The following is a 24,083-nucleotide window of genomic DNA, read 5'->3' as shown; positions in this document are numbered from 1 at the left end:
CGCGATGTCGGCGTTTGGCTGCATCCATCAATGATCGAGATGCGGCTGCGAAGATCGAGGCGCTGGCTGAGGACTATGAGAGGCGCGCTGCGACGCTCAGCGCTTTCACAGAAGCGAACCACGCAAAGGGTTCGGACGAACCCCGATTGCGGTAAGCATCAGACTGTGTTCAGCAAGCCTACGCCTCTAGCGGGCCAGGCGCCGGATGGCTTTGGCCGCCCGGCCTGGACCATGCCATCCGAGAAATTTCAGCTCCTTGCCCTCAAGCGCATTCGTCGCCCGAAAGAACTGTTCAAGATCGTCGCGCGCATGGGTAGGAAGTTTGCGGATATCCTTGAGATCCGCTTCGAGCGGCGATCGGTCGGGCACCGCAAACACCCGATCGTTTCGCTCTTTCTTGCCTTTGCCTTTTTGTTCGACTTCGAGAATGCCGACCGGGCGACAGCGGAGCACGACACCCGGATAGGTCTGCGCGTCATGCAAGATCAGCACATCCAGCGGATCGCCATCCTCGGCTTTGGTCGAGGGAATGAAGCCCCAATCGTAAGGATAAGTCAGACCTGCCATCAGCGGTTTCGCCGGGGCAAAAACACCAAGCTTGGGATCGAAATCGAGCTTGCACGAGCTGCCCCGTGGCGTTTCGACCACGGCGAAGATGCTGTTGTCGTCGGCCCAACTCGGTAGTTTCGTCAGATCTGTCATGGCAACAGTCGATTACGCCTTTCGCATCGACAATGAGGGCGGGCCTGGCGAAATCGCTTCCGCGAGGCTCTTTGCATCACGCGGCGGTGGACGCTTTCTTGTTCACGCCCTTGCGCAGTGCGACGGTATTGAGCTTGGTGTTCGCCGCCTTCTCTTCGTTCAGATTCGTGGTCAGAAAGCGCACGACATCGTCGTGGCCGAGTTCTTCCGCCCAGGCAATCAGCGTGCCGTAGCGGCATATCTCGTAATGCTCGACGGCTTGCGCGTTCGCGACGATCGCCGCATCAAGCACCGTCTTATCTTCGATCTCGCCGGCTGTCTCGTTCGCTTCCTTGATCAGACCGTCGATCGCCGGACATTGCGTGCCGCTCGGCGCGTTGCCGAGCTTCTCAAAAGCCTTTTCGAGACGCTCGATCTGCTTGTTGGTTTCCTCCAGATGGATATTGAGGCCTGTCACCAGATCGCGGTTGGTCGCCTTCTCGATCATTTTCGGCAGCGCCTTGGTGATCTGTTGCTCGGCGTAATAGATGTCCTGCAAGCCGTGCAGGAGCAGGTCATCCATTGTCTTGATGTCTTTTGTGAAAAATCCCATGGCTTCGCTCCTCGTTCTTAAAGCGAGGGAACGCGCGCGTGCGAACCTTGTTCCTCTGAGCCAATGCTATCACCGGCGGCGCAAGGACTGTCCCTCGCGCGGCTTCCAGATTGGCTAATTTCCCGCCGCAAGAACGAATTAGCGACGGCCTGCCGCGCGGGCAGAAAGGAACCCCCACATGAAGCCGGCGTTTGCCTTTTTGTGGAGTTTTGCATGGTCAGCACCTCGCTATGGATGGATGCCGAGATATTGCCGGAGGCGAATGCGCTCAAAGGCAATGTGCATTGTGATGTGGCCGTTGTCGGCTCCGGGGTTGCCGGCATGTCGACCGCCTATGAACTCTTCAAGCGTGGTCAGTCGGTGATCGTCATCGACCGCAAGGGCATCGCGAGCGGCATGACGGCCCGTACCTCGGCGCGTCTTGCGCCGCTTTGCGATGATCTGATGAGCGAATTCAGGAAGCTGCGTGGTGCGGAAATCGCCAAGCTGTTCTACCAAAGTCAGGCGGCGGCCGTCGATCGTATCGAGGAAATCCAGGCGGGCGAAAAGATCGCCTGTGACTTTCGACGTCTGGAAGGGTATCTCTTTCAGGGCCACGGCATGCCGGCCGATGTTCTCGATGAGGAGCTGGAAGCGGTGCGCGAGGTCGGCGCGCCCGTCCACCGCCTAGTCGGCGTTCCACTCGAGGGATGCGAGAATCGCCACGTGCTGCGGTATCCGCGCCAGGCGACCTTCCACCCTCTCAAATATCTCGCCGGCATGGCCGCGGTTTGCGCGACCAGCGGCGTCCGTTTTTTCGCTAACAGCCCGGTCGAAGAGGTTGCCGAACGGGATGGCGCCGTCACGCTCCGAACCGCACAAGGGCAGATCACGGCCGGACACGCCGTGGTCGCGACCAATGCCTCAATTGCCGACCGCTTTCAACTGCATTCCAAGGTCGCTCCTTACCACACTTACGTGCTAGCTTTCGCGATTGCACGGGGCGAACTCCCCGACGCGCTCTATTGGGACACTGAGGATCCTTTATCACTACGTGCGGCTGCAGCCAGGTCCTGACGATCATGATCTCGTCCTTATGGGCGGCGAAGACCGCAAGAGCGGCGAGGCAAATGACGCCGACCAGCGCTTTGCCCGGCTGGAAAGCTGGGCCCGCGAATTGATCCGGGGCCTTGGCAGGGTCACACACCGCTGGTCAGGTCAGGTTCTCGATACCATTGATTATGTGATTATGCCGGCTTCATCGGCCTCGAGCCTGGCAGCCAGCGCATCTACCTCGCGATGGGCGACTCGGGTCAAGGGCTGACGCATGGTGTGATGGGGGCGATGCTGAACACCTCCCTTATTCTCGGCGAGGACAGCCCCTGGAGGTCTGTTTATGCGCCGGATCGTACGCCGCTTGCGGCCGCCAGGAATTTCCTACGCGAGAACCTGACCGTCCCACAAAATCTCGCGGAGTATGTGGCACCCGGTGAAATCACCTCCCTTCGGGAGATCGAGCCGGGTGAGGGTGCAATCTTGCGTCGGGGTTTCGAAAAGATCGCCGCCTACAGGGACAAGGCCGGCGAACTGCACCTTCATTCGGCAAGCTGCACGCATATCGGTTGTCATCTGCACTGGAACAGCTTCGAGTCCTGCTGGGATCGCCATTTAGATTTTGTCGTCAATGATTTCAATGATTTGCGGGCAGTTTTGCCTAACTTCTCTGATGGGTTAGGCAATCTGATATCGAAACCGGCTTGCAGCTTCGCCATCGCCGCAACTGCCAAACCCCTGCGCAGCGGCGCGGCAATAGCGCTCGATTTCGCGGATATCTGTGTGGCCGGTAATGCTCATGATTTCGAGCGCTGTGCTTCCGGATTCAGCCAAGCGATGGCACGCAGCCTTGCGCACACCTTGCGGAGAGGAGCGTGGAGGCAGGCCAGCGTCCGCCGCAGCCTCGCTAATCCAAGCCGAGAATGCTTTCTCGCTGTGCGCTCGGCCGTGAATGGTTGCAATGAAGGCCGGGCCATCCTTCGGGCAGTCGGCAATGTAGCGGGCCAAGTCGGTGTGCACCGGAATGCATAACTCCACATGACCTTGGCTCTTTTTGGTGGTGATGACGAAGCCGTCCTTCGTCAGGTGCTCCCAGCCAAGCCGCACGGCATCGGAGCGGCGCAGGCCGGTATGCAATAGCACCTCGAAGGCAAGCCGTAGCGGTGTGCCGACTTTATAGCGCCCGCGAAACGCGGTGATGTCCTTTTCCGTCCAGGTGCGATGGCCGGTGGTTTTGAGTTTCACGCGCTTGGCGACAACAACCGGGTTATCGCTGCGCATCTCAGCCGATACCGCATAGTCCATCACGGCCTTAAGGCGTTTTCTGAAATTGCTTGCGGCGCTCGGCGTGTCTGCCATCGCGTCAATCAGGTTGTTGACGTGCTTGGCCAGCAATCGGGCCGTCGCCGTGCTTGTCCACGAAACGGTTCAGGACGTTGCGATAAGTGGTTTGCGTGCTCTCGGCCAGCGCCTTGAATTCGGCGCTGCCGTAGTACCCCTTATCCTTGTCGCCGTACCCTTTGACAGCGGCAGCAATCGTGCCGGCCTTGATACGCCGCACCTCCGGCGTTGGCGCGTCGGTGCTCATCGCGGCGCGGTACGCCGTCCAGAATTCGGGCGAATACAACAGCGCGGGCAATGCGAGTTGAGGCTTGCCCGGCCGGCGCAGGTAGACACGGGGTTGCCCATGTCTATCCACCTATTCATTCACATACTTGGGTTTTCGCTGCCGCACGCCTTGTCCCAATAGTCAGATGCGTTGTCATTGGCGGCCGCCGGCTGGGCGCCGCCGAAAATAGAATCCAATTCCCGCCTGTCATACAATACTACACCTAGAATTTGGCGAGGGGCCGGGATTGCACCGGCCTTGCGCTGGGTGTCGAAATGGCTGGGAGAGATTCCGAGGTACCGCGCAGCCTCTGCACGGCGCAGGCCGCGCGGCTGAACGCGGTTGTTATCGTTGGCGGGAATGGGCAAAATCGCGCCCCTGAGTAGTTGCTCTGTAAACCTCGCCGGCTGGAGCCGACGCACTTGCTGGGTTTATACACGGTCGCCTCGAACAAATGCGGCACAAACCGACATTGTAATCGATTTATAACAATTCGTTACTTGCACTCCAAAAAAGTAGAAGGCCCGCGCCGGCTAAGACGCGGGCCGCTGCGGCGTGGCGGGACTGGGGTCAGGCCGCAGCCGGCAAATAGCCCAAACTGAATTTAGGAACCGGTGCCCCGGCGTCGGCATATTAGGAATCGAGAATTCAAACCCCAACGGTTAGGACCCGTAAAGACGAGGGTGTGCCATGCAGCAACGTCGTCGTTTCAAGCAAACCATCTCTCTTGAAGCTCGCCTTGCTAAAGAAGCGAAGCGCCTCCGCGAAGAAGCCAAAGCGCTTCCGCCAGGTCTCGAACGGGATCTCATTCTGAGAAAGGCCAGACAGGCCGAAACCGGCTCGCACCTGAGCGAATGGTTGACCTCGCCGGGATTGCGGCCTCCTGATTGAGATCAGGAAAGCAGGCACGCCTGTTAGCCGGTCATGGCAGAATCATTTGGCAACGCATTTACTGTCGTTGAAGTGACTGCAGACGACACAGAAACCCAGATTTGGATTGCGCTGGCCAAGCCAGGCCAGGCGCTCACATTGGTCCTCGCCGCCGCCTCAGAAGGTTCGACTGCGGAAGTGTTGAATGTTGCCCTGACGCCGAAGCAGCAGAAAATGTTCGAGGAACTCAACCTTCAGCCAGGCGACGTTTACAAGCTGGATGGATGAGGCCCCGAGCCGCCGCTGGAGCGGGCATCCGCGGCCTGCCTCTGATCGCCAAACTTTCTGTGAACCTTCCCTCGCCCCGGTAAGACCCACCTTCTGCCAGGATTTTGCATCGCCTTCCTGGGGCTAAGGCCAGCGCCGTCTGCAATCTTTTCAAGCAGGCGGCGTGGTATTGTTAGGTGTTCAGGTCCTTCGGAACTGATCGCGCCATTCTGCGTTTCGCAGATCGAAGAGATTTGCGAGGGAGCGCAAATGAAGGCCGAGCGACTGTTTCAAATCGCCATCTTTGGTCTGTTCATGTTTTCGGCCATCCTTGCGTCGATGCTGATCTTGAGTCCGTGACGAACTTGGAGGCGGCCGTGATAGTTTTGGTCGTATCGAACCCCGCCGCGTTCTCGGGGCAAGGCAGCATCATCCTGCTCGAATACATAGATGAGAATGCCGCGATGAAAGCGGCTAGAAAGATCGCTCAAGAAACCGGGCGCTCTGTCACGGTGCGCAACGAGGACATGCGCGTGATTGGTACAATACCGGCAGCCTCGACCCGTTGAAGTGCGGCGCTGTCTTGCTGGGACAGTAATAGCCCGCCCCAACGAGTGAGGCGGGCTTCGGCGGTCGTGCGGATATTGCTACTGTCGGGCGCCGAGCAGGATGTCGTCATCCGAAGTCCGCTTCGCCCACACCGAGCGGGCGTACTCTATGCGCATGACGCCAGCTGGGTCGTGGCGTGCAGCCCACTTGCCGAGGTTGTCCACCGAGGACTCCCTGAGGAGGAGGACGTGAAGAGCGCCGTTGCGGATAATCGGATTGCAGCCCCCGGCGCGCAGGCCAGACCGTGCGCAAAAAGGCGTGGAGAGTTCGATGGTCGCGCTAGCATTCGCGTGATGCGAGATCCCGGGCGGAAGGCTAGCGTTCCATAAAACGTTCGCCCTCGGAATTCACCAGGTAGCCGCCTTCGCCGCGCGCGCCTTCTGTGATGAGGCAGCCCGCCCCATAGATGCCAGTCGGATGAAACTGCATGAATTCCATGTCTTGCAACGGCAGGCCGGCACGCAAGGCTAAGCCGCCTCCATCGCCGGTGCAGGTATGCGCCGACGTGCAGGAAAAGTAGATCCTGCCGTAACCGCCGGTCGCCCGGATGACGGTCTGCGCTCGGAAGCGATGCAGCGTTCCATCCATCATTGACCATGCGTCGTTGGCGCGGGAGAAGGGCATCCCCGCATGCTCCAGTTCGATGACGGTGGGGACGGCTTGCCGGCACATATATTCGATGGCGTCCTGGTCGCCGAGCCAATCGGCTCCTTTGACCGTGTCATACATATGCCATTGCCAACTGTCTTCGCCGAGGTTGCCGAGACTGGCAGCAATGCCACCCTGGGCCGCGACCGTATGGCTGCGTGTCGGAAACACCTTTTGTGATGCAGGCGGTCGTTAAGCCAGCCTCGACAGCGCCCTGGGTGGCCCGCAAACCGGCTCCCCCGGCACCGACGACGACCACATCAAATGTATGGTCGATAAATTCGTAAGCGGTTGTCGAACTCATGCTGTCCCTCGACGCACCAGGATTGGGTGCCGGCAATTCGCGGAACGTTTAGATTAGATGTTTTAGATATCACTAATTGACAATATAACATGACTAGTTAGGATGCAAGGATGACGCTTGGTCGTCGTCGAAAACGGGGTGATGGGGCAATCCGGTGATCACAGCGGCTCAACTGCGGGCGGCCAGGGTGCTCCTCGGTATCGATCAGCGCCGGCTCGCAGAAATGTCCGGGCTATCGGTGCCGACCATCCAACGTATGGAGGCTAGTGAGGCGATGGTTCGGGGCAATGTCGATTCGCTGGTGAAGCTGATTACAGCCCTCGACGCCGCCGGCATTGAGTTGATCGACGAGGGGGCGGTCAGTAACGCCGAGGGACGCGGGGTGCGGCTGAAACTCAACTCCGGATCGGAAAAATCTATTTGAACAATCGGACAGAAAACAAAGCGTCAAGCGGAAGGAAGGCGCGCACATAATGTCGGCTGTCGTTGTCCAAATGCTGTGTGTTGCCGGATTGCTTGGATCGGCAGTTCTGGCGATTGTTCTGAGCCGCTCAAAGACGGCCACGGCCATCATCTATAGCGCGACGTTGACCGCGTCTGCGATCGCGTTGACTGGGTCCATCCACTGGTTGCTTGGCGCCACGGCGAGCGCCTCCGATCTGACCCTCCCAATCGGATTGCCATGGCTTGGCTCCCATTTCCGCCTCGACCCGCTGGCCTCGTTTTTCCTTATCGTTGTCAATCTCGGAGGAGCCGCGGCAAGTGTTTATGGCCTCGGCTACGGCCACCACGAGCCGACGCCGCAGCGCGTGCTTCCCTTTTTTCCGGCCTTTCTAGCCGGCATGAATCTTGTGGTGCTGGCGGGTGATGCGTTTTCTTATCTGCTTTGTTGGGAATTCATGTCGCTCGCGTCCTGGGCGCTCGTAATGGCGCACCATCGTGAACCGGGCAACGCGAAAGCCGGTTACGTCTATCTCGTCATGGCGAGCTTCGGCACGCTCACATTGCTGCTGGCCTTCGGCCTTTTGGCGGGGCCGGCGGGGGACTACGAATTTGTCGCCATTCGCACGGCTCAACATACGCCCTACGTGGCCACGTTGGTGTTGATCCTGATGTTGCTCGGCGCCGGTTCAAAGGCCGGCCTGGTGCCGCTGCACGTCTGGCTGCCACTCGCTCATCCCGCGGCTCCGAGCCACGTTTCGGCACTGATGAGCGGCGTCATGACCAAGGTCGCGATCTACGGCTTTATTCGCGTGGTATTCGATCTACTGGGGCAGCCGAGCTGGTGGGCGAGCGTGATCGTGCTTTCTCTTGGCGGCATCACCGCCGTAATGGGGATCTTGTATGCGATGATGGAAAAGGACCTCAAACGTCTGCTCGCCTACAGTACGATCGAAAATGTCGGCGTCATCTTCGCAAGCCTCGGCCTTGCATTGGCCTTCCAGGCCAACGGCCTGAAACTACTGGCCGCGCTCGCGTTTGCGGCGGCTCTGTTTCACGTTCTCAATCACTCCTTCTTCAAGAGTCTGCTTTTCTTCGGCGCCGGCGCCGTCCTGACAGTGACCGGCGAGCGGGACATGGACAAGCTGGGTGGCCTCATTCATCGCATGCCGTACACAAGCTTCGCCGTTCTCGTCGGCTGTGTCTCGATCTCAGCGCTTCCGCCGTTCAACGGTTTCGTCTCGGAATGGCTCATGTTCCAGGCCGTGCTGCAGAGCCCGGAGTTGCCGCAATGGGCGCTGAAGATCACCGTGCCTGCGGTCGGAGCTCTATTGGCCTTGGCTGCTGCGTTGGCGGCGGCGTGTTTCGTCAAGGCCTACGGCGTGACCTTTCTCGGGCGTCCGCGCGACGTGGCGGCGGAAACCGCGGAGGAAGTCGACCGCTACTCGCTTTCGGCAATGTTCATCCTCGCCGCACTTTGCTTGCTGGCCGGAATTCTGCCGGGGCCGGTGATCGACGCGCTTTCGCCGATCACGCTACAAATCCTCGGGGGCCGCATGCCGATCCAGGCCAACGAACCCTGGCTTTCGATCGCGCCGATTGCGGAGAGTCGCAGTTCATACAACGGGCTGCTTGTTATGGTGTTCATCGCGATATCCGCCTCGGCGGCCGTCGTCTTTATTCATCGCTTTGCCTCTCGTGCGTTAAGGCGGGGGCCGGCCTGGGGCTGTGGCTTTTCCGATCCGACACCCGCGGCCCAATATTCGGCCGGAAGCTTCGCTCAGCCTATTCGCCGCGTTTTCGGTACGCTCGTGTTCCACGCTCGCGATCATGTCGAGATGCCGCCCCCCGGGGATATCAGGCCCGCGCGCCTGCGAATCGAATTGCACGATCTGATCTGGGAGCGAATGTATGAGCCGATAGCAGACGTGGTTGGCTTCTCTGCCGATAAACTCAATCGCCTGCAGTTCCTGACCATCCGGCGGTATCTCAGTCTGGTTTTTGCGACCCTCGTCACACTCCTTCTGGTCCTCGCGATATGGTCGTGATGTCGGACATTCTTGTGCAAGGCATGCAGATGCTTCTGGTGCTGCTGCTGGCGCCGCTGCTGACCGGCTTTGTGCGCAAGATGAAGGCCCGCCTGCTGCGTCGACAGGGAGCGTCGGTCTTTCAACCGTATCGGGACCTCCTGCGATTGCTCCGCAAGGAAGTGGTGCTGGCGGACAACGCCTCCTGGCTGTTCCGCGTGACGCCCTACGTGACCTTTGCTGCGATCTGGGTTGCTGCCGCCCTGGTGCCGACGTTCGCCACCGGCCTCCTCTTCAACTGGACGGCGGACCTGATTGCCATCGTGGCGCTGCTGGGAAGTGCACGCTTCTTTCTTGCGCTCGCCGGGATGGACGTCGGCACCAGTTTTGGCGGCATCGGCTCCAGCCGCGAAGTCATGATTGCGGCGCTTGCGGAGCCGGCAATGCTGCTGTTTGTATTTTGCACGGCCCTGGTTGCCGGCTCGACCCAACTTTCGACGGTCGCGAATTTCATGGCCTCGTCCTATGTCGGCTTACGAGTATCGCTGGGAATGGCGCTGATCGCGCTCATCATGGTGGCACTCGCGGAGAACGCGCGAATTCCGGTCGACAATCCGGCGACGCACCTGGAGCTCACCATGGTGCACGAAGCGATGGTTCTCGAATATTCCGGTCGCCATCTGGCAATGATCGAATTCGGCGCCTTCCTCAAACTATTGCTCTATATCTCGCTAATCGCGTGCGTGTTCCTACCCTGGAAGATAGCAGTCTTCGGTACCGGTCCGTTGTCCTATGCCATCGGCGCCGCCGCCTACCTCATCAAGCTCGCGGCTGCCGGCTTTTTCCTCGCACTGTTCGAGACCGCCACGGCAAAAATGCGGGTCTTTCGCGTTCCGCAATTTCTCGGTGCGGCCCTCATGCTGGGCCTGCTCGGCACCCTCCTCCTGTTCGTGTCAAAGAGCTTCTGATGCAGATGCACAGCCTCTCCTTCGACGTCTCGCACACGCTGGCTGGCGGGCTCGTCCTGATCAGCTTCATGATGCTGTACCAGGACAGGCTTTATTCGCTTCTCAACGTTTTTGCGCTTCACGCCCTGGTGCTCGCGCTTTCCGTCGCTTGGCAGGCCTTTGTCCAGAGCGCTCCTCATCTTTACATCACGGCTGCAATCGCCCTCGTCTTCAAGGCGATCGTCATTCCGGTGGCGTTGCATCGCATCGTCAAGCAGCTTGGGATTCATCGCGACATCGAGGCGGCCGTGGGGATCGGCCCGACCATGCTGGCCGGGATGGCACTGGTTGCCCTCTCCATGGTGCTGATGCTGCGGGTGACCGCGGAGGCCGATCCATTGGCGCGCGAGGATCTCGCTTTTGCCTTGTCGGTCGTACTGCTCGGACTTCTGGTCATGGTGACCCGTCGCAACGCCGTCAGCCAGGTCGTCGGATTCATGTCGCTCGAGAATGGGCTGGTGCTGGCGGCAACCGGCGCCAAGGGCATGCCGCTGGTGGTCGAGATCAGCGTCGCCTTCTCGATCCTGATCGCCTTCATCGTCATCGGCATCTTCCTATTCCGGATCCGCGAACGTTTCGATTCCGTTGATGTCTCTGCGCTCGACGACTACCGGGGCGAACGGCGATGAACGTACCTTCCTTCGATCCGGTGGCGGCTATCCTGATAATTCCGATCGGCTCGGCAGCGTTGCTGGCCATACTGCCGGGTTACCGGCTGACGGCGAGGTTGAACGTCGTGGCGAGCTTGGCGACATTTCTTTCGGCCCTCTCGTTGTTCGTCATCGAACGTCCGCCGCCGGGGCCGTACGTGCTCGTCGACGATCTGAACATCGTCTTCATCGTACTCAACACCTTCGTGGGGTTCACGACCAGCATCTTCAGCGCCAGCTACATCGCGCATGAACTGGAGACTGGTCGGTTGACACCGGTTTATCTGCGTTTCTACCACGCCATGTATCAGACCATGATGTTCGGCATGAACCTAGCTTTCGTGTCGAACAATATCGGCCTGATGTGGGTCGCGGTGGAAATTGCGACGCTCACCACAGTGCTGATGGTCGGCATCTATCGCACCCACGCCGCTCTGGAAGCGGCATGGAAATATTTCATTCTGGGGAGCGTCGGAATAGCGTTCGCCCTGTTCGGCACGATCTTGATCTACATGGCAGCGCGTCCGGTCATGGGCGAGGGTCAGGACGGCATGGTCTGGACACTTCTGATCCAACATGCCGCGAATTTCGATCCTGCGCTTCTCAACGTCGCTTTCATATTCCTGCTGCTCGGCTACGGCACCAAGGTCGGTCTGGCGCCGCTGCACGCATGGCTGCCCGACGCCCACGCCGAAGGTCCGACGCCGATATCGGCGGTACTGTCGGGGCTACTGCTGAATGTCGCGCTCTACGCGCTATTGCGCTTCAAGATATTGCTGGCCGCCCATCCGGCAGCGATCGCTCCTGGTCCCCTTATGGTGACGATGGGCCTAGTTTCGCTCGTCTTCGCGGCTTTCATGCTCTACCGCCGACGCGACATCAAACGGCTGTTCGCCTATTCCTCGATCGAACACATGGGCATCATCGTGTTCGCGTTCGGCATGGGCGGCCCGCTCGCCAATTTCGCAGGGCTGTTGCACATGGTGATGCACAGCCTAACCAAGTCCGCGATCTTCTACGCCGTCGGACATATATCGCAGATCAAGGGCACGCAGCGAATCTCCAGGATCCGGGGCTTGACCGTGACCCATCCGGCGCTCGGCTGGGGTCTGGTAACGGGCGTCGTCGCGATCGCGGGCTTGCCGCCGCTCGGCATCTTCATGAGCGAATTCCTGGTCGTAAGCTCGACCTTCGCACGCCAGCCGCTGCTCGCGATTGTACTGGTGTTCGGGCTGTTGTTGGCGTTCGGCGCTTTGACGTTACGCCTGACAAGCGTCGCATTTGGAGAACCTCGCGGCAGCACCAAGTCAGCCGAGGCTTCCTATGTGCCGATGTTTGCCCATCTCTCGCTGGTTCTGATCGCGGGAATCTATCTTCCAGCGCCGCTCGTCACCTGGTTCCAACACGTGGCTCGCCTTCTTGGATAGTTTGGAGATCAACAGGATATGCCATCGCTGATCGATCTCATGCTGGAGGGCCGCCCGGTCCAACAACACAGCCCGTGGCCGCGAGCTACAGTCGATGCTTCCGTTTGGACATTTGCGGCAAGCGAGCTGGCACATGGACGCTGGAGCCTACTCGGCCTTTGGGGAGAACCCTCAACGGTGCACATGGCGATTATGGATGGACATACGGCAGAAGTCGCCACCGTCAGCCTGGATTGCCCCGACCGCGCTTATCCTTCAGTCGGCAAACACCACCCTCCGGCGCTTCGATTGGAGCACACCATCAACGATCTGTTTGGATTGTCAGCGGAAGGCTTGCCTGACACTCGTCCGTGGCTTGATCACGGTTGTTGGGCCGTTCACTTCCCCTTGGGAAACCGCATCAACGCATTGTCGAAGGCGTCGCCCTATCATTTCCTGCCGGCGGAAGGCGGCGGCCTGCATCAGGTCGCGGTCGGTCCGGTGCACGCGGGAATTATCGAACCCGGGCATTTTCGGTTTACGGCAAGCGGTGAGACCGTGGTCCGGCTGGAACAACGGCTGGGATACACCCACAAGGGTATCGAGGGCCTCATGACTGGAGCCAATCTTGAACGGGCTGTCCAGCTCGCCGGACGCGTATCAGGCGACAGCACAGTCGCCTACGCCTTTGCGTTTTCGCGAGCGGCCGAAGCAGCCTTACAGCTTGTCGTACCCGATCGCGCGGTTTGGCTGCGAGCGCTGCTCGCTGAACTTGAACGGCTTGCCAATCATCTCGGCGACATCGGCGCAATCTGCAACGACGCGTCCTTCGCACTGATGCACGCTCTGTGCAGCGTGTTGCGAGAGAGCATTCTGCGCGCATCCCATACCGCATTCGGTCATCGGCTGATGCGGGATATTATCGTGCCCGGTGGCGTGACCCGCGACCTTAACGATGAAGGGAGAGAGACCATCCAGGCGGCGCTGGATAACATCCGCCGGCGGTTTCCTGCTTTGGTCGAACTCTACGACAATACGGCATCGCTGCAGGATCGCACGGTCGATACGGGCGTGCTTAAGCCCGCATTGGCCAAGCAGTATGCCGCTGGAGGCTACATAGGCCGCGCATCCGGTCGGTCCTTCGACGCGCGAAGCACACTTAAGTATCCACCGTATGACGCGCTGCGCTTCGAAGTCCCGGTCCTGAACGAGGGGGATGTCAACGCGCGCGTCTGGATCCGCGTGCGCGAGGTTGAACAGAGCCTTCTGCTGATCGACCAAATATTGGACCAGCTTCCCGATGGCCCGCTGGGAACGCATGCGGGGCACCGGCGGGAAGTCCGGGAAGGCATGGCGATCGTCGAGGGATTTCGCGGCGACGTCCTGGTTTGGCTCCGCTTGCGGGATGGCCGGGTCGAACGATGCCATCTGCGCGACCCGTCGTGGTTTCAATGGCCGCTTCTAGAGGCCGCAATCGAGGGCAACATCATCGCCGACTTCCCGCTCTGCAACAAATCCTTCAATTGCTCCTATTCGGGCCACGATCTCTGAGGAACGGCACCAGATGCGCAAGCTGCTTTTTGAGAGCCTGTTTCGCCGGCCGTTCACCGAGCAAGCACCGTCACCGGACGACGCCGCGGTGACCGAGCTCGCCACTGCCGTCGGTCGCGCGGCGCGACGGCGTCTCGGCCGAAGCCTCTCGATACGCGAGGTCGATGCTGGATCTTGCAACGGATGCGAACTTGAAATCCACGCATTGAACAATGCCTACTACGACGTCGAGCGCTTCGGTCTCCGGTTCGTTGCGTCGCCGCGTCATGCCGACGTGTTGATGGTAACCGGACCGGTGACGAAGAACATGCGCGACGCGTTGGAGCGCACCTACGATGCGACCCCCAACCCGAAGTGGGTCGTTGCCGTGGGAGATTGCGCCCGGGATGGCGGCTGCTTTGCCGGCAGCTATGCAGTGGTAGGAGGGGTCTCGCAAGTGGTTCCCGTCGATCTTCATATTCCCGGTTGTCCTCCGCCGCCCACCATGATCTTGCAGGGCCTTCTCGCCCTGCTCGATCGAGCGGCCAAAAGCGCCGCTTCCACTTGAGGCTCTGGGGACGCCTTCGACTATTCCAAGCCGGCTTGATCGCAGGGTGCGTTCAAACCGGAATAGTCCTTGCGATGACGCCGTTGATATTCCTTTTCGCACAATATCGGGATGATGGTTCCAGCACGTCTAGTCGCGCCCCGATGTTGTCAGTGGTCTCGTTGCTGCCATTGATCTACGTGGTGCTCGCTGCGGGGGTCGCTCTGACGAAGCACCGCTACGTTACGTTGACGAGCACGCGAATCCACCACGCATCGCGCCTGATGTCGACCTCCGAGCCTGATCGAACAGCCAGTACGCTCGCCATCTGTCTCTTTTTTGCGTCCATCGGGTGCGCATCGCTTGCCCTGCAGCCGCCTCCGGGCATCCTGGTCTCGATGACCTGGCATCTCGGCCCCCACGCGGCTGCGCCCATATTGTGGTCGGCGCTATTGAGCGTCTGCGTGGCCAGTTTCGGAGCTAACGCGCATGCCGCCGTCGACGCCACGCACTGATCTAGAAGGTGACGCTGAATCTCGGGACTAACGGTTCGTCGCATCGGAGAGGCGACTAGACGAAAATATGATCGTTATGTATACATCTATGGGCGATCGCTACTGATGTACAACACATCACATTTGACGAGAGTAGCCTTGAAGATCATCGGCAAATACAAAGGCAAGCTGGGTGAGATCGCGATCTGGGAAAGCGAACAGACGGGCGACCGCTTCTATCGCGAAGGCGAAATTTTCCAGAGCCAAAGCTCGACGTCCGGGGAGAGTAGATTCCCCTACGTAAAGATAATGGAAGCGTTTTTCAGCGACGCCAACAGTGTCCTGCTTCTCGGATGTGGTGGAGGTAACCTCGCGACGATGCTGGCACGCCAAGGAAAGAGCGTGACCGTGGTCGACCACAACCCAGTCAGCTTCGACATCGCCAAGCGCTTCTTCGGATTGCCGAAGGAAATTCCCTGCGTCGTCGCGGATTTTAGGGAGTATCTCTTAGCTGAGACGCGTATTTTTGACGGCATAGCGATCGACGTCGGCGGACCCGGATTTTGCTTCGAGGAGCAGTTCGATCCGGCAACCTGTCATTCGATCACGGCTCGGCTGAAACCCAGCGGACGCGCAATCCTGAACATGCTTGTCGCGACCGATTTTGACGCTGCGCCTGACATGATCAGCAGCGATCTGTCCGAAGGTCACATGACTTCATGGATATTCGACCATCCGGGTCGTCTAAACCGAAATGTCCTCATCGCCTGCCTGCCGAGGCGGCGCCGGGCCGCCAATCGGCGCTACATAGCGAAGCTTTCCAAAACCGTCGGCTGTGGTTGGACGTTGCGGCGCCCGCGTCAGCCCTGGCATGACAATAGGCCCGTCGTCGTCGACACTTGCACGTCCTAACCCGCGCCCAGGGAGAAACGAAATGTTAGAACAAGGCACACGCAACCCGGAATTCGGGGCAGACAAATTCGGGTTCAGAGATCTCAAAGGGGTGAACTGGAATTTCCTTGAACCCGAACTGTACGAATGCGCCCTCAAGGACGGTGAAGCGCAGCTCACCTCCGGCGGTGCGCTCTGCGCCGAAACCGGCGTGCACACCGGCCGCAGCCCAAAAGACAAGTATATTGTCTGTGACGACCAGACGGAGCAGACCATCTGGTGGGAAAACAACGGCAAGATGACCCCCGCGCAATTTGCGCGACTGTACCAGGACTTCATTGCTCACTCCGCCGGCAAGACGTTGTATGCTCAGGATCTACGCGCCGGCGCCGATCCGGAATTTGGAATGCCTACGCGCGTTTTCACGGAGCTTGCCTGGCACTCGCTTTTCATCCGCACTCTGTTGCTCAGACCCAACCGCGGCGAACTCTCGACATTCGTGCCGGAGCTCGCGATCTACTGCTGCCCGACCTTCAAGGCTGATCCCAAGCGCCATGGCGTTCGCAGCGATACAGTGATCGCGATCGATTTTTCACGAAAGATCGTCTTGATAGGGGGAAGTTCGTACGCCGGCGAGATCAAGAAGGCCGTGTTTACGACGTTGAACTACTTTCTTCCCGCTCACAATGTCATGCCGATGCATTGTTCCGCAAATGTCGGCCCGCAGGATGATGCGGCCATCTTCTTCGGTTTGTCTGGAACCGGAAAAACAACTCTATCCGCTGATCCGGGACGCACACTGATCGGTGATGACGAGCACGGTTGGGGCTCCAAGGGCATCTTCAATTTCGAGGGCGGTTGCTACGCGAAGGCAATCAAGCTGAGTGCTGAAGCCGAGCCGGCCATATATGCGACCACTCAGCGCTTCGGAACGGTCCTGGAGAACGTCGCCTTCGATCCGATCACGCGCGTCTGCGATTTCGACGATGGCTCGAAGACGGAGAACACGCGTGCCGCGTATCCGATGCACTTCATTCCCAACGCTTCAAAAACCGGGCGCGCCGGGCATCCGAAGAATCTCGTCATGCTGACTGCGGACGCCTTCGGCGTGATGCCCCCCATTGCCAAGCTGACCGCGGCGGAAGCCATGTTTCACTTCCTGTCGGGGTACACCGCCAAGGTCGCTGGAACGGAAAAGGGCGTGGTCGAACCTGAAGCCACCTTTTCGACCTGCTTCGGTGCCCCGTTCATGCCCCGGCAGCCCTCGGTCTACGGCGATCTGTTGCGCTCGCTCATTGCCAAGCACAACGTAAACTGCTGGCTGGTGAACACCGGTTGGACCGGGGGGAAATACGGGGTGGGACAACGGATGCCCATCAAGGTGACCCGTGCTCTGCTGACGGCCGCACTCGACGGCACACTCAACGACGGCGAATTCTACACCGACAAGCACTTTGGCTTTCAGGTACCAGCATCGGTCAAGGGTATCGACAGCCGTATCTTGAAGCCCCGGGAGACATGGGACGACAAGGAGGCGTACGACGCCGCTGCGGCTAAGCTTGTCCAGATGTTCCAGGACAATTTTGCGAAGTTCAAAAGCGTCGTTCAAGCGGACGTCATGGTGGTCGCGGTGTCAGCGTAGGTTCTAACGGAAGGAAAAGCACCTCAGCCGATCAGTGCTCGGGTTCCCTGCCCGATCGCCCTCAAGCCGGGGTAACTTAACTCGGATGTCCGCGAGCGGTTCACATTTGCCTGTGCGCATCTGGCCGACGGTCGCTCGGGCAGTGGCCGGAAAGTGTCCCGCGTGCGGTCAGGGGAGGCTCTTCCGGAGTTATCTGCATCAGGTGGAAAACTGCACCTCCTGCGGCGAGCACTACGGCAAGACCTCACGCCGACGACGGACCGGCTTGGCTGACAATCCTCGTCGTCGGCCATTTGGTCGTACCGTCGGCGTTATATGCCGAGACCACGTTTCGCTGGCCTCTTCGGGTGAGCATAACAGTCTGGCCGCTGACTGCGGCGGCGCTAACATTGACTATTCTGCCGCGTGCGAAAACCATCTTCATCGCGGCAATCTGGGCGATGAACGCTCCGGGTTTCGAATGACGCGACTGGAAGCACAAAATTCGTCGCTTCTTCGTTTGGGGGAGCGAAATATCGAGAAGCGAGTTCGATTCTTCTACATTACCAATCTCCTCACATCTCGCTCGAGCTTTGACTTGGTAGTATCGTCCCGCGTCGCGGCGTAAACAGGCAAGCTTAAGGTCCGCCCGAAATCGCTGGAAACAAAGACGTGAAGCAAGGCCTTGAGTTCTTTTCCGCTTCTGGTTGCGGCCAACCTTTATTTTTCCGCCTCGAATTGATATTGGCCATCGAAGCTCGATCGGCGTCGCTGTTTTCGGACAGCATCGCCTTTCTCGAAGCAACGAGCGTGAGCGTCTTGATGTCGTCCGGATACAACCGGAGCATGCCGGGCCGGGAGACATTTGCCCGATTCTCCAGAACGATCATTCTCATTCCGACCGGTTTTTGCTTTGGATGATCGCGGCGAACTGTTGCGGCGCCGCGATCCCGTCCGCGACGCCGTTGGCCGCAACCGCCTCGGCGTTCCTGCTGACCAACATCGCCTATCTTGTCCAAGCACGGCCTGTTCGCGCATTTGGCCGGTTCGTTCTCCGACATTCGCAATCATGCGGTCATGAACATCGTCATCGTTCTAGCCGTCCTCTTGACCTGGGCATCAGGGACGATGTGGCCGGATGTGCTTACCGCCCTTGGAATTCTATGTGTGAATGTCAGTGGGGCCGAGCATATATGGCTTGTGGCGCGGGAGGCGCCGCCGGTCGATGCATGATCCGCTAAGGCAGCTATTCTTCGGCTCGCGGAACGAGCTTTCCCTGCGACGCCTTGTGATGATACTGCAACGCGATCAAAAGACTTTTCAGGCCTCGTAAGGGCCATAGCGTGACTATCAGGATCAACGGGATCCACAGTACCGCGTGGACCCAGTACGGCGGTTGATACTTGACCTCGGTGACCAAAGCGGCTCCCACGACAATGGCGCCGGCGATCATGATGACGAATATGGCAGGCCCATCACCGGCGTCGGCAAAGCTGAAATCGAGGCCGCACACGTCGCACTTTGATTTCAGGGTCAGGAACCCCTCAAACAACTTTCCCTTGCCGCAACGCGGACATCGACACAGAAGGCCAGCGGTATATGGCGATGGCGTTTTTTCCGAGATCTTTTCGGCCGAGAGGTCCATCGTCAGCTTTCTGCGTTTCGATTGGGTGGTGACTGAGCAAGCCAACTCGAAACGCTAGTGCGAGCCAATTTCCGCCAACCGTACCGAACTCGCAGCTCCCGGCACGTCGACCGTCGCTATCTCGACGCGGGCCGCCTGCTGACGGTTGGGATAGTCGTAAAGATTGGGATAGTCGTTAAGATTGGCGGCTACCGTCAGACAGAAAAGCGTCCGGCCGTCTTGTCCGCCCAACTGACATGCGACCGCATGCCGGCCCGGTACGTGAACGCGATGTGTGATCCGCCCGCCCGGTTGCACACGGACAAAAAGCGACTGTCGGGCGGCAGCCGCCCAGACGGCGCCTTCAGCGTCCCCGCAGATGCCGAGTGGGCTCATCCCCTCGAAGTCGGCGAAAACTTTTCGATGCAGCAATCCTCCGTCGCTGCCGATCTTGAACTCGAGAAGCCGATTTCCGAGCGTCTCCGCAACCAGTAGGTTATGCGAACTTGTGATTGCCAATCCGTTCGGATGTGCGATGTTGTCGGCAACCGATCGGATATTGCCGTCCGGCATTGTCAGAAGGACCCGAGCCGACGCGAAGCCGTCGGGTCCTGTTGCATCCGCGTCGAAAGACGTCACATAGGCGTTTCCATCGCGAGCGACGGCTAGGTCCCGTAGATACCCAGATGCGACATCGGCCATGTCGGCATGGATCACGGGCTTCTCAGCACCGAGTTTCAGGATCAGCCGCCGGGTCATCGAGGCGACCAATAAGCTACCGTCGGGCAAAAAGCCCAGCCCGAAGGGGCGATCTGGTACGTCGGCGACGATCGTAACCTTGCCGTCCAGATCGATGCGGAAGATCTTTCCGGCGCGTACGTCGGACACCCATAAGGCGCCCAGATGCCATCTAGGTGCCTTAAGGCGCGAGAATCCGCTTGCGAGTACACTTGTCTTCAGCGTTTTCATCATCCTCGATCGAGAAACCCATCATTCGGATGGCTCGGGGGGTCATCGCGCCCGTTCCAAAGTCCGCGGCGAAGAAGGCTTGGGCTGCTTCGTGTTCTTCACTTTCGGCTTCGTGACGTGCTCCCTGAGACGGACGCCTCGACCACCGGCCGAACTCTGCCCTCCCGGATTGATCAATTCGATCCCGGCATTCTCCAATGCAGAAACCAATTTCATCAAAGAATCGACGTTCCCGCGGATAACTCCGTCACTTGCTTCCATGCGTTGAATGGTGGGGACTGAAAGATCAGCGAGTTCGGCCGTCTGCCGCTGGTCAATATTCAGAAGCGCGCGGGCGGCCCTAAGTTGGTTGGCCGTGATCATGAAATGGCGAGCTCCGGTAAGTTTCTCATGGAGAGATCTACACCATCCAAATTACTGTCTCAAGCATCAATCTAGATAAAGAATATATCATTGCCGAATTCTCAATGGCGTGAACTGGATTGCGGCCGGAGACTTGTATCGAATTTCTATCGGAGAATGCGGAAACATTACCAGCAGGACCCGAAATCGTTGGTGCCCCGCAAATTACATGATAAGAGATGTTTAATGCATGTATTCTGATACTCTAATCTTAGGATAGTTGCCTGCCGTGAAACTGCTGGGGCGTTATCAAGGAAAGAACGGACAGATCGATATCGTCGAATGTTCTTGGGACGGTACGCGCGTGTACTTCGAAGAAGGCGTAAGGCAAAGTCAGGCAACGCCCGACGGCGAAAGCGTCTTCACCTATGTCAAGCTCATGGACGAACTCCTATCCCGCTCCGAACAAGTCCTCGTCCTGGGCTGTGGCGGCGGAAATCTTGCGACACGGCTGTGGCGTCTCGGCAAGAGATTGACCATCGTCGACATCAACCCGATCAGTTTCGTGCTCGCGCACAGGTATTTCGATCTTCCGGACGAATTGCCATGCATCGTCTCCGACTTTCGAAAATTCGTGTTCGATGACCGCGCATATTACGACGGCATTGCGATCGACGTCGGTGGACCGGGCTTCCGTTTCACGGAAGAGTTTGATGCGGAGACCTGCGACGCCATCCGCGCCCGCCTGGCACCGGGCGGCCGGATCGTGATGAACGTAATGGTCGCCCACGACATTGATCCGACACCCGACCGGATCGCAGCAAGGCTCGCCGGTGAAGAACTGCGGACATGGATTGTCGACGAGCAATTCATCGAGGATCGCAACGCCGTCATCGCCTGCATCCCCGAGAAGACCTTGGGTTCACGGGCGGCGCTCGATCGCGTGATGCGCCATAGCCATGAACGCTGGGCAATCCGCCGCGGAAGATTGCGAAGCCGCGATCTTGCCTGTGGATTGCGCTAATGTCGCAGCTTTCGGCAGACCGACACGAGACGTGGATAACAGGCGTCGGGCTCGTCTCCTCCCTGGGGGAACGCAGCTATCCAATCTGCTCGCCGGCAACATATCGATCGTCCACGGTGTGTCCGGATCGTCGCGGACCTTTATGGGCGAGGCAGCCGCCGGCGTGGACGCCGTCCGGATTGCGTGGGCGAAGATCGCCTCCGGACAGAGCGAGGTTGCCTTGGTCGGCGCCGCGCACAACGGCGAGCGCAAGGAAATGCTGATGCTCTACGAATGCGGCGGCTTCAATCTCAAGAAGGACTTCGCATCGGTCTGGTCGCGGACCGGCGGTGGCTTTGCTTTGGGATCGGGTGGCGTATTTCTGGTGCTTGAGTCGAGACCTCATGCGGAGCGCCGAGGCGCCAAGCCGTTTGCACGGCTCGTCAACGTCGTCTCCGGTCATTCCTCTCGATCTGCCGCGGGCGGAGTCGAAGGCGTTCTGGAAGGCCTCTGGGCGTCCCTGAGGATCACCGAAGATTCAACCGCGATCTACACGGCAGCGACCGGCGCTGCCATTGCCACCGAGGAAGAAGCAGCCTTCCTGTCGGCACACGGGGATGTCCCCGTCCGCGCGATCGGCACGTCCTTCGGACATCTCAGCGAAGCGCAATTCCCGTTAGCATTGGCGCTTGCTTCGTTGAGCGTGTCCCGCGGCGCGTTGGTCCCTCCAAACGACACATCCGGCCGAGGGACCGAGATCGGCGTGATGCCGGCCCAGATAGTGGCCATCGGCGTCGGTCATTGGCGCGGAGAGGGAATGGCGCTCATAGAGGCCGTCGCATGACGGCACTCCTTGAAACCGGCTTGGCATCCACAAAGCTGCGGAGCGCGAAGACGAAGACGCGTGACGGCCACAATCGTCCCATCGTCGTCGTTACCGGTATGGGCGTGATCACGTCGCTTGGCGAAGGCAAGGCTGAGAATTGGGCGAAAATTACCGCCGGAGAGTCTGGAATAAGCACCATCCGGCGGTTCTCCACCCATGGTTTGAAGACGCGTATCGCCGGCACTATCGACTTCGTCGAGGTGAAGCCGTTCTCGTCGACAAAGCTGGCCGAGCGTCTGGCGGATATCGTCATCGAAGAGGCTGTCGGCCAATCGGGAATTGGACGAAAGGGTGATTTTCCAGGCCCGTTGTTTCTCGGTCTGGCGCCGGTCGAAGTCGAGTGGCCGCAACGCGAAGAAATCGCGCGAGCCTCCAGCGAATCAGGCTCCATAGACTACGACATCCTGCTCCAGACCAGCGGCGGCGGGCGTTTCACGCACGTCCACGCTCGCTATCTGTTCGGCTCGGTTGCTGACCACCTCTGTGAGACCTTCGGCACAAAAGGATCGCCCATCTCGGTCTCAACGGCCTGCGCGTCGGGGGCAACAGCGATCCAGCTTGGCGTCGAGGCCATTCGGCGCGGAGAAACCGACGCCGCGCTTTGCGTCGCAACCGATGGTTCCATCAATGCCGAGGCAATGGTGCGATTTTCCCTCCTGTCGGCGCTATCCACTCAGAACGATGACCCCGCGCAGCGCATCGAAGCCCTTTTCGAAGAACCGGCAAGGATTCGTGATGGCTGAAGGTGCCGGCGCGCTCGTGCTGGAGAGCCTGGACGCCGCGCGAAAATCTTGGGCGTGATCGCCGGCTGCGGTGAATTGGCGGACACTTTCCATCGTACCCGTCCCAAACCGGACGGAGTTCCGATCGCCGATTGCATCCGCAACGCTCTCGCCGATGCAAGCATGACCTTCGATCAGATCGACTACATCAACGCTCACGGAACCAGTACGCCAGAGAACGACAAGATGGAATATCTCGGCGCCGCCGCCGTCTTTGGCGATCATGCCCGCAAGATCCCCGTCTCGTCCAACAAGTCGATGATCGGACACACACTCTCTGCCGCCGGTATCATAGAAACGGTGTTCACCCTGTTGACGCTGGAACACCAGCGCATTCCACCCACCATCAACTACGATGTTCCGGATCCGGCAATTCCGTTTGACGTCGTGCCCAACAAGGCAAGAGACGCGCGGGTCGCTACGGCAATGTCGAACTCGTTCGGATTCGGCGGCCAAAATGTATCGCTCATCATGCGACGTGAGCCGGGGTAGACATCCGGGAGACTCGGCAAATATTGAGCGTCCGATCATCTTACACATTCGGAGGTGGGGGCTCGAAGAATGCTGATGAAGTTCGAGAAGCTTGACAGCGTATGGCGCGGACTACCGCAAGATCGAGCGAGGTCATCCATGTCAATTCCGACAATTGAAAAACGCGAGGAATACGTCGGCTACGCCGAGCATTGCGTGAAGTTAGCGAGACAAACAAATGATCGGGAATCGCGTAAGATTCTGCGCGAGATGGCAGCGGAATGGCTAAGATTGGTAGACGCGGCCGACCACTAAGCCCAAGCGAACTGTCCAACGATCGCCATAACGCCGGCGAGTTTGGGCGGGCGAACCAATCGGACCACCATGGCCTCTAGCTCCAACACCAGTATCGCCAAGAAAGCGCGCACGAAGGACGAGGCGGATTTCGCCACTTGGCTCATGCCCTGCTGCTAGGGAGCGCGCGAATTATTTTTGCTAGCTAAGACAGCGCGTCAGTTTGTTGGTATTCCTGTTGGTATCGCCCGAACACGAAGACAAAAATTGCTTTATATTCAATCGGTTATGGTATTAAGCGATTGACGGCCAGGGGCGCCAACTAGGCTGTTCAAGCCCGTTCCAAAGCGTCCGCAGCCGTCCGCGCGCAGGGTCGTGTCCCCGGCGGTGGTGTAGCTCGGTAGAGCAAAGCCGCCCGGACGCGCGCCTCAACTAGCGCCGTAGCGGGCGGGCGGCTTTGCGGTG

At 59.2% G+C, this 24,083-nt stretch carries 26 protein-coding genes and 3 pseudogenes; 20 read left to right on the top strand and 9 right to left on the bottom strand.

Features of this window, described 5'->3' with window-relative positions:
* Positions 1 to 186: 186 nt before the first annotated feature.
* Positions 187 to 702, bottom strand: a complete 516-nt coding sequence (locus ABIB99_RS31395; protein WP_354121900.1) for an inorganic diphosphatase — start codon at positions 700 to 702, stop codon at positions 187 to 189.
* 76 nt (positions 703 to 778) lie between these two features.
* On the bottom strand, positions 779 to 1,294 hold the full coding sequence (locus ABIB99_RS31390) for a YciE/YciF ferroxidase family protein (RefSeq protein WP_354121901.1): 516 nt from the start codon (positions 1,292 to 1,294) through the stop codon (positions 779 to 781).
* 213 nt (positions 1,295 to 1,507) lie between these two features.
* Here ABIB99_RS31390 and ABIB99_RS31385 point away from each other — a divergent pair, with 213 nt between their 5' ends.
* On the top strand, positions 1,508 to 2,350 hold the full coding sequence (locus tag ABIB99_RS31385) for an NAD(P)/FAD-dependent oxidoreductase (protein WP_354121902.1): 843 nt from the start codon (positions 1,508 to 1,510) through the stop codon (positions 2,348 to 2,350).
* A 19-nt stretch (positions 2,351 to 2,369) separates the two neighbouring features.
* Positions 2,370 to 2,597, top strand: a complete 228-nt coding sequence (locus tag ABIB99_RS31380) for a hypothetical protein (RefSeq protein ID WP_354121903.1) — start codon at positions 2,370 to 2,372, stop codon at positions 2,595 to 2,597.
* A gap of 407 nt (positions 2,598 to 3,004) precedes the next feature.
* On the opposite strand, the gene ABIB99_RS31375 is transcribed toward ABIB99_RS31380, so the two are convergent.
* From ABIB99_RS31375 to ABIB99_RS31365, 3 genes are all read right to left on the bottom strand, one after another.
* Positions 3,005 to 3,721 carry a tyrosine-type recombinase/integrase gene (locus ABIB99_RS31375; protein WP_354121904.1) on the bottom strand — a complete coding sequence of 239 codons (717 nt, stop codon included), beginning with the start codon at positions 3,719 to 3,721 and terminating at the stop codon, positions 3,005 to 3,007.
* Positions 3,690 to 3,965, bottom strand: a complete 276-nt coding sequence (locus ABIB99_RS31370) for a hypothetical protein (protein WP_354116232.1) — start codon at positions 3,963 to 3,965, stop codon at positions 3,690 to 3,692. Before ABIB99_RS31370 ends, ABIB99_RS31375 begins: the two co-directional genes overlap by 32 nt.
* A 68-nt stretch (positions 3,966 to 4,033) precedes the next feature.
* The gene (locus ABIB99_RS31365) at positions 4,034 to 4,303 is read right to left on the bottom strand and encodes a helix-turn-helix transcriptional regulator (RefSeq protein WP_354116231.1); all 270 of its coding nucleotides are present in this window, start codon (positions 4,301 to 4,303) and stop codon (positions 4,034 to 4,036) included.
* Positions 4,304 to 4,625: 322 nt separating this feature from the next.
* Between ABIB99_RS31365 and ABIB99_RS31360 the strand changes: the two genes are divergently transcribed.
* The 3 genes from ABIB99_RS31360 to ABIB99_RS31350 all read left to right on the top strand — a co-directional run bounded on the left by ABIB99_RS31360 (position 4,626) and on the right by ABIB99_RS31350 (position 5,641).
* Positions 4,626 to 4,826: a hypothetical protein gene (locus ABIB99_RS31360; RefSeq protein WP_354116230.1), complete on the top strand. Its 201-nt coding sequence runs from the start codon at positions 4,626 to 4,628 to the stop codon at positions 4,824 to 4,826.
* A gap of 33 nt (positions 4,827 to 4,859) precedes the next feature.
* Positions 4,860 to 5,093, top strand: coding sequence for a hypothetical protein (locus ABIB99_RS31355; protein WP_354121905.1), 234 nt, complete (start codon positions 4,860 to 4,862; stop codon positions 5,091 to 5,093).
* A 356-nt stretch (positions 5,094 to 5,449) separates the two neighbouring features.
* Positions 5,450 to 5,641 carry a hypothetical protein gene (locus ABIB99_RS31350; protein ID WP_354121906.1) on the top strand — a complete coding sequence of 64 codons (192 nt, stop codon included), beginning with the start codon at positions 5,450 to 5,452 and terminating at the stop codon, positions 5,639 to 5,641.
* A 358-nt stretch (positions 5,642 to 5,999) separates the two neighbouring features.
* Here the strand turns inward: ABIB99_RS31350 and ABIB99_RS31345 are convergent.
* Positions 6,000 to 6,633: pseudogene (locus ABIB99_RS31345) on the bottom strand (FAD-binding protein); the annotation flags it as partial.
* Positions 6,634 to 6,787: 154 nt separating this feature from the next.
* On the opposite strand from ABIB99_RS31345, the gene ABIB99_RS31340 reads away from it, so the two are divergent.
* The 12 genes from ABIB99_RS31340 (at position 6,788) to ABIB99_RS31285 (ending at position 18,480) form a co-directional block, all read left to right on the top strand.
* The gene (locus tag ABIB99_RS31340; protein ID WP_354121907.1) at positions 6,788 to 7,057 is read left to right on the top strand and encodes a helix-turn-helix domain-containing protein; all 270 of its coding nucleotides are present in this window, start codon (positions 6,788 to 6,790) and stop codon (positions 7,055 to 7,057) included.
* Positions 7,058 to 7,106: 49 nt separating this feature from the next.
* On the top strand, positions 7,107 to 9,122 hold the full coding sequence (gene hyfB, locus ABIB99_RS31335) for a hydrogenase 4 subunit B (RefSeq protein WP_354121908.1): 2,016 nt from the start codon (positions 7,107 to 7,109) through the stop codon (positions 9,120 to 9,122).
* On the top strand, positions 9,113 to 10,069 hold the full coding sequence (locus ABIB99_RS31330) for a respiratory chain complex I subunit 1 family protein (RefSeq protein WP_354121909.1): 957 nt from the start codon (positions 9,113 to 9,115) through the stop codon (positions 10,067 to 10,069). The genes hyfB and ABIB99_RS31330 overlap by 10 nt, the downstream gene beginning before the upstream one ends.
* Positions 10,070 to 10,074: 5 nt before the next feature.
* A complete protein-coding gene (locus tag ABIB99_RS31325; RefSeq protein ID WP_354121989.1) occupies positions 10,075 to 10,737 on the top strand; it encodes a hydrogenase-4 component E in 663 nt (220 codons plus the stop codon).
* The gene (locus tag ABIB99_RS31320; protein WP_354121910.1) at positions 10,734 to 12,185 is read left to right on the top strand and encodes a hydrogenase 4 subunit F; all 1,452 of its coding nucleotides are present in this window, start codon (positions 10,734 to 10,736) and stop codon (positions 12,183 to 12,185) included. Before ABIB99_RS31325 ends, ABIB99_RS31320 begins: the two co-directional genes overlap by 4 nt.
* An 18-nt stretch (positions 12,186 to 12,203) precedes the next feature.
* Positions 12,204 to 13,715: a hydrogenase large subunit gene (locus ABIB99_RS31315; RefSeq protein WP_354121911.1), complete on the top strand. Its 1,512-nt coding sequence runs from the start codon at positions 12,204 to 12,206 to the stop codon at positions 13,713 to 13,715.
* Positions 13,716 to 13,728: 13 nt separating this feature from the next.
* Positions 13,729 to 14,262 (top strand): NADH-quinone oxidoreductase subunit B family protein, encoded by a 534-nt coding sequence (locus tag ABIB99_RS31310; RefSeq protein WP_354121912.1) that lies wholly within the window; start codon positions 13,729 to 13,731, stop codon positions 14,260 to 14,262.
* A gap of 632 nt (positions 14,263 to 14,894) precedes the next feature.
* Positions 14,895 to 15,647, top strand: coding sequence for a methyltransferase domain-containing protein (locus ABIB99_RS31305; protein WP_354179269.1), 753 nt, complete (start codon positions 14,895 to 14,897; stop codon positions 15,645 to 15,647).
* A 22-nt stretch (positions 15,648 to 15,669) separates the two neighbouring features.
* A complete protein-coding gene (locus ABIB99_RS31300; protein WP_354121914.1) occupies positions 15,670 to 17,268 on the top strand; it encodes a phosphoenolpyruvate carboxykinase in 1,599 nt (532 codons plus the stop codon).
* A gap of 104 nt (positions 17,269 to 17,372) precedes the next feature.
* Complete coding sequence (locus ABIB99_RS44520; protein ID WP_502917527.1) at positions 17,373 to 17,732, top strand: DUF983 domain-containing protein; 360 nt, start codon at positions 17,373 to 17,375, stop codon at positions 17,730 to 17,732.
* Positions 17,733 to 17,919: 187 nt separating this feature from the next.
* Positions 17,920 to 18,168: a hypothetical protein gene (locus ABIB99_RS31290; protein ID WP_354121916.1), complete on the top strand. Its 249-nt coding sequence runs from the start codon at positions 17,920 to 17,922 to the stop codon at positions 18,166 to 18,168.
* A gap of 90 nt (positions 18,169 to 18,258) precedes the next feature.
* Positions 18,259 to 18,480: a hypothetical protein gene (locus tag ABIB99_RS31285; protein ID WP_354121917.1), complete on the top strand. Its 222-nt coding sequence runs from the start codon at positions 18,259 to 18,261 to the stop codon at positions 18,478 to 18,480.
* Between the two features lie 13 nt (positions 18,481 to 18,493).
* Here the strand turns inward: ABIB99_RS31285 and ABIB99_RS31280 are convergent, their stop codons facing one another.
* From ABIB99_RS31280 to ABIB99_RS31270, 3 genes are read right to left on the bottom strand one after another with little or no spacing between them, the layout of a single operon-like run.
* A complete protein-coding gene (locus ABIB99_RS31280; RefSeq protein ID WP_354116217.1) occupies positions 18,494 to 18,892 on the bottom strand; it encodes a DUF983 domain-containing protein in 399 nt (132 codons plus the stop codon).
* A gap of 54 nt (positions 18,893 to 18,946) precedes the next feature.
* On the bottom strand, positions 18,947 to 19,840 hold the full coding sequence (locus tag ABIB99_RS31275; protein ID WP_354122502.1) for an SMP-30/gluconolactonase/LRE family protein: 894 nt from the start codon (positions 19,838 to 19,840) through the stop codon (positions 18,947 to 18,949).
* A gap of 42 nt (positions 19,841 to 19,882) precedes the next feature.
* Entirely contained in the window at positions 19,883 to 20,203 is a 321-nt protein-coding gene (locus tag ABIB99_RS31270; protein WP_354116215.1) for a helix-turn-helix transcriptional regulator, read from the bottom strand.
* A gap of 268 nt (positions 20,204 to 20,471) precedes the next feature.
* Here ABIB99_RS31270 and ABIB99_RS31265 point away from each other — a divergent pair, with 268 nt between their 5' ends.
* The 3 genes and pseudogenes from ABIB99_RS31265 (at position 20,472) to ABIB99_RS31255 (ending at position 23,345) form a co-directional block, all read left to right on the top strand.
* Complete coding sequence (locus ABIB99_RS31265) at positions 20,472 to 21,206, top strand: spermidine synthase (protein WP_354121919.1); 735 nt, start codon at positions 20,472 to 20,474, stop codon at positions 21,204 to 21,206.
* A pseudogene (locus ABIB99_RS31260) lies at positions 21,175 to 22,029 on the top strand (beta-ketoacyl synthase N-terminal-like domain-containing protein); the annotation flags it as partial. The gene ABIB99_RS31265 and the pseudogene ABIB99_RS31260, both read left to right, overlap by 32 nt.
* Positions 22,026 to 23,345 (top strand): annotated as a pseudogene (locus ABIB99_RS31255) (beta-ketoacyl-ACP synthase). The pseudogenes ABIB99_RS31260 and ABIB99_RS31255, both read left to right, overlap by 4 nt.
* The last annotated feature ends 738 nt before the right edge of the window (positions 23,346 to 24,083 follow it).

The organism is Bradyrhizobium sp. LA6.1 (assembly GCF_040547805.1).
Lineage (GTDB): Bacteria > Pseudomonadota > Alphaproteobacteria > Rhizobiales > Xanthobacteraceae > Bradyrhizobium > Bradyrhizobium barranii.
This window is presented reverse-complemented; position numbering and strand designations above follow the sequence as displayed.

Coding starts and splice junctions, on each gene's coding strand:
- ABIB99_RS31395 (WP_354121900.1), bottom strand. CDS start 702: ATGACAGATCTGACGAAACTACCGAGTTGGGCCGACGACAACAGCATC.
- ABIB99_RS31390 (WP_354121901.1), bottom strand. CDS start 1,294: ATGGGATTTTTCACAAAAGACATCAAGACAATGGATGACCTGCTCCTG.
- ABIB99_RS31385 (WP_354121902.1), top strand. CDS start 1,508: ATGGTCAGCACCTCGCTATGGATGGATGCCGAGATATTGCCGGAGGCG.
- ABIB99_RS31380 (WP_354121903.1), top strand. CDS start 2,370: ATGGGCGGCGAAGACCGCAAGAGCGGCGAGGCAAATGACGCCGACCAG.
- ABIB99_RS31360 (WP_354116230.1), top strand. CDS start 4,626: ATGCAGCAACGTCGTCGTTTCAAGCAAACCATCTCTCTTGAAGCTCGC.
- ABIB99_RS31355 (WP_354121905.1), top strand. CDS start 4,860: ATGGCAGAATCATTTGGCAACGCATTTACTGTCGTTGAAGTGACTGCA.
- hyfB (WP_354121908.1), top strand. CDS start 7,107: ATGTCGGCTGTCGTTGTCCAAATGCTGTGTGTTGCCGGATTGCTTGGA.
- ABIB99_RS31330 (WP_354121909.1), top strand. CDS start 9,113: ATGGTCGTGATGTCGGACATTCTTGTGCAAGGCATGCAGATGCTTCTG.
- ABIB99_RS31325 (WP_354121989.1), top strand. CDS start 10,075: ATGCACAGCCTCTCCTTCGACGTCTCGCACACGCTGGCTGGCGGGCTC.
- ABIB99_RS31320 (WP_354121910.1), top strand. CDS start 10,734: ATGAACGTACCTTCCTTCGATCCGGTGGCGGCTATCCTGATAATTCCG.
- ABIB99_RS31315 (WP_354121911.1), top strand. CDS start 12,204: ATGCCATCGCTGATCGATCTCATGCTGGAGGGCCGCCCGGTCCAACAA.
- ABIB99_RS31310 (WP_354121912.1), top strand. CDS start 13,729: ATGCGCAAGCTGCTTTTTGAGAGCCTGTTTCGCCGGCCGTTCACCGAG.
- ABIB99_RS31300 (WP_354121914.1), top strand. CDS start 15,670: ATGTTAGAACAAGGCACACGCAACCCGGAATTCGGGGCAGACAAATTC.
- ABIB99_RS31280 (WP_354116217.1), bottom strand. CDS start 18,892: ATGGACCTCTCGGCCGAAAAGATCTCGGAAAAAACGCCATCGCCATAT.
- ABIB99_RS31275 (WP_354122502.1), bottom strand. CDS start 19,840: ATGAAAACGCTGAAGACAAGTGTACTCGCAAGCGGATTCTCGCGCCTT.
- ABIB99_RS31270 (WP_354116215.1), bottom strand. CDS start 20,203: ATGATCACGGCCAACCAACTTAGGGCCGCCCGCGCGCTTCTGAATATT.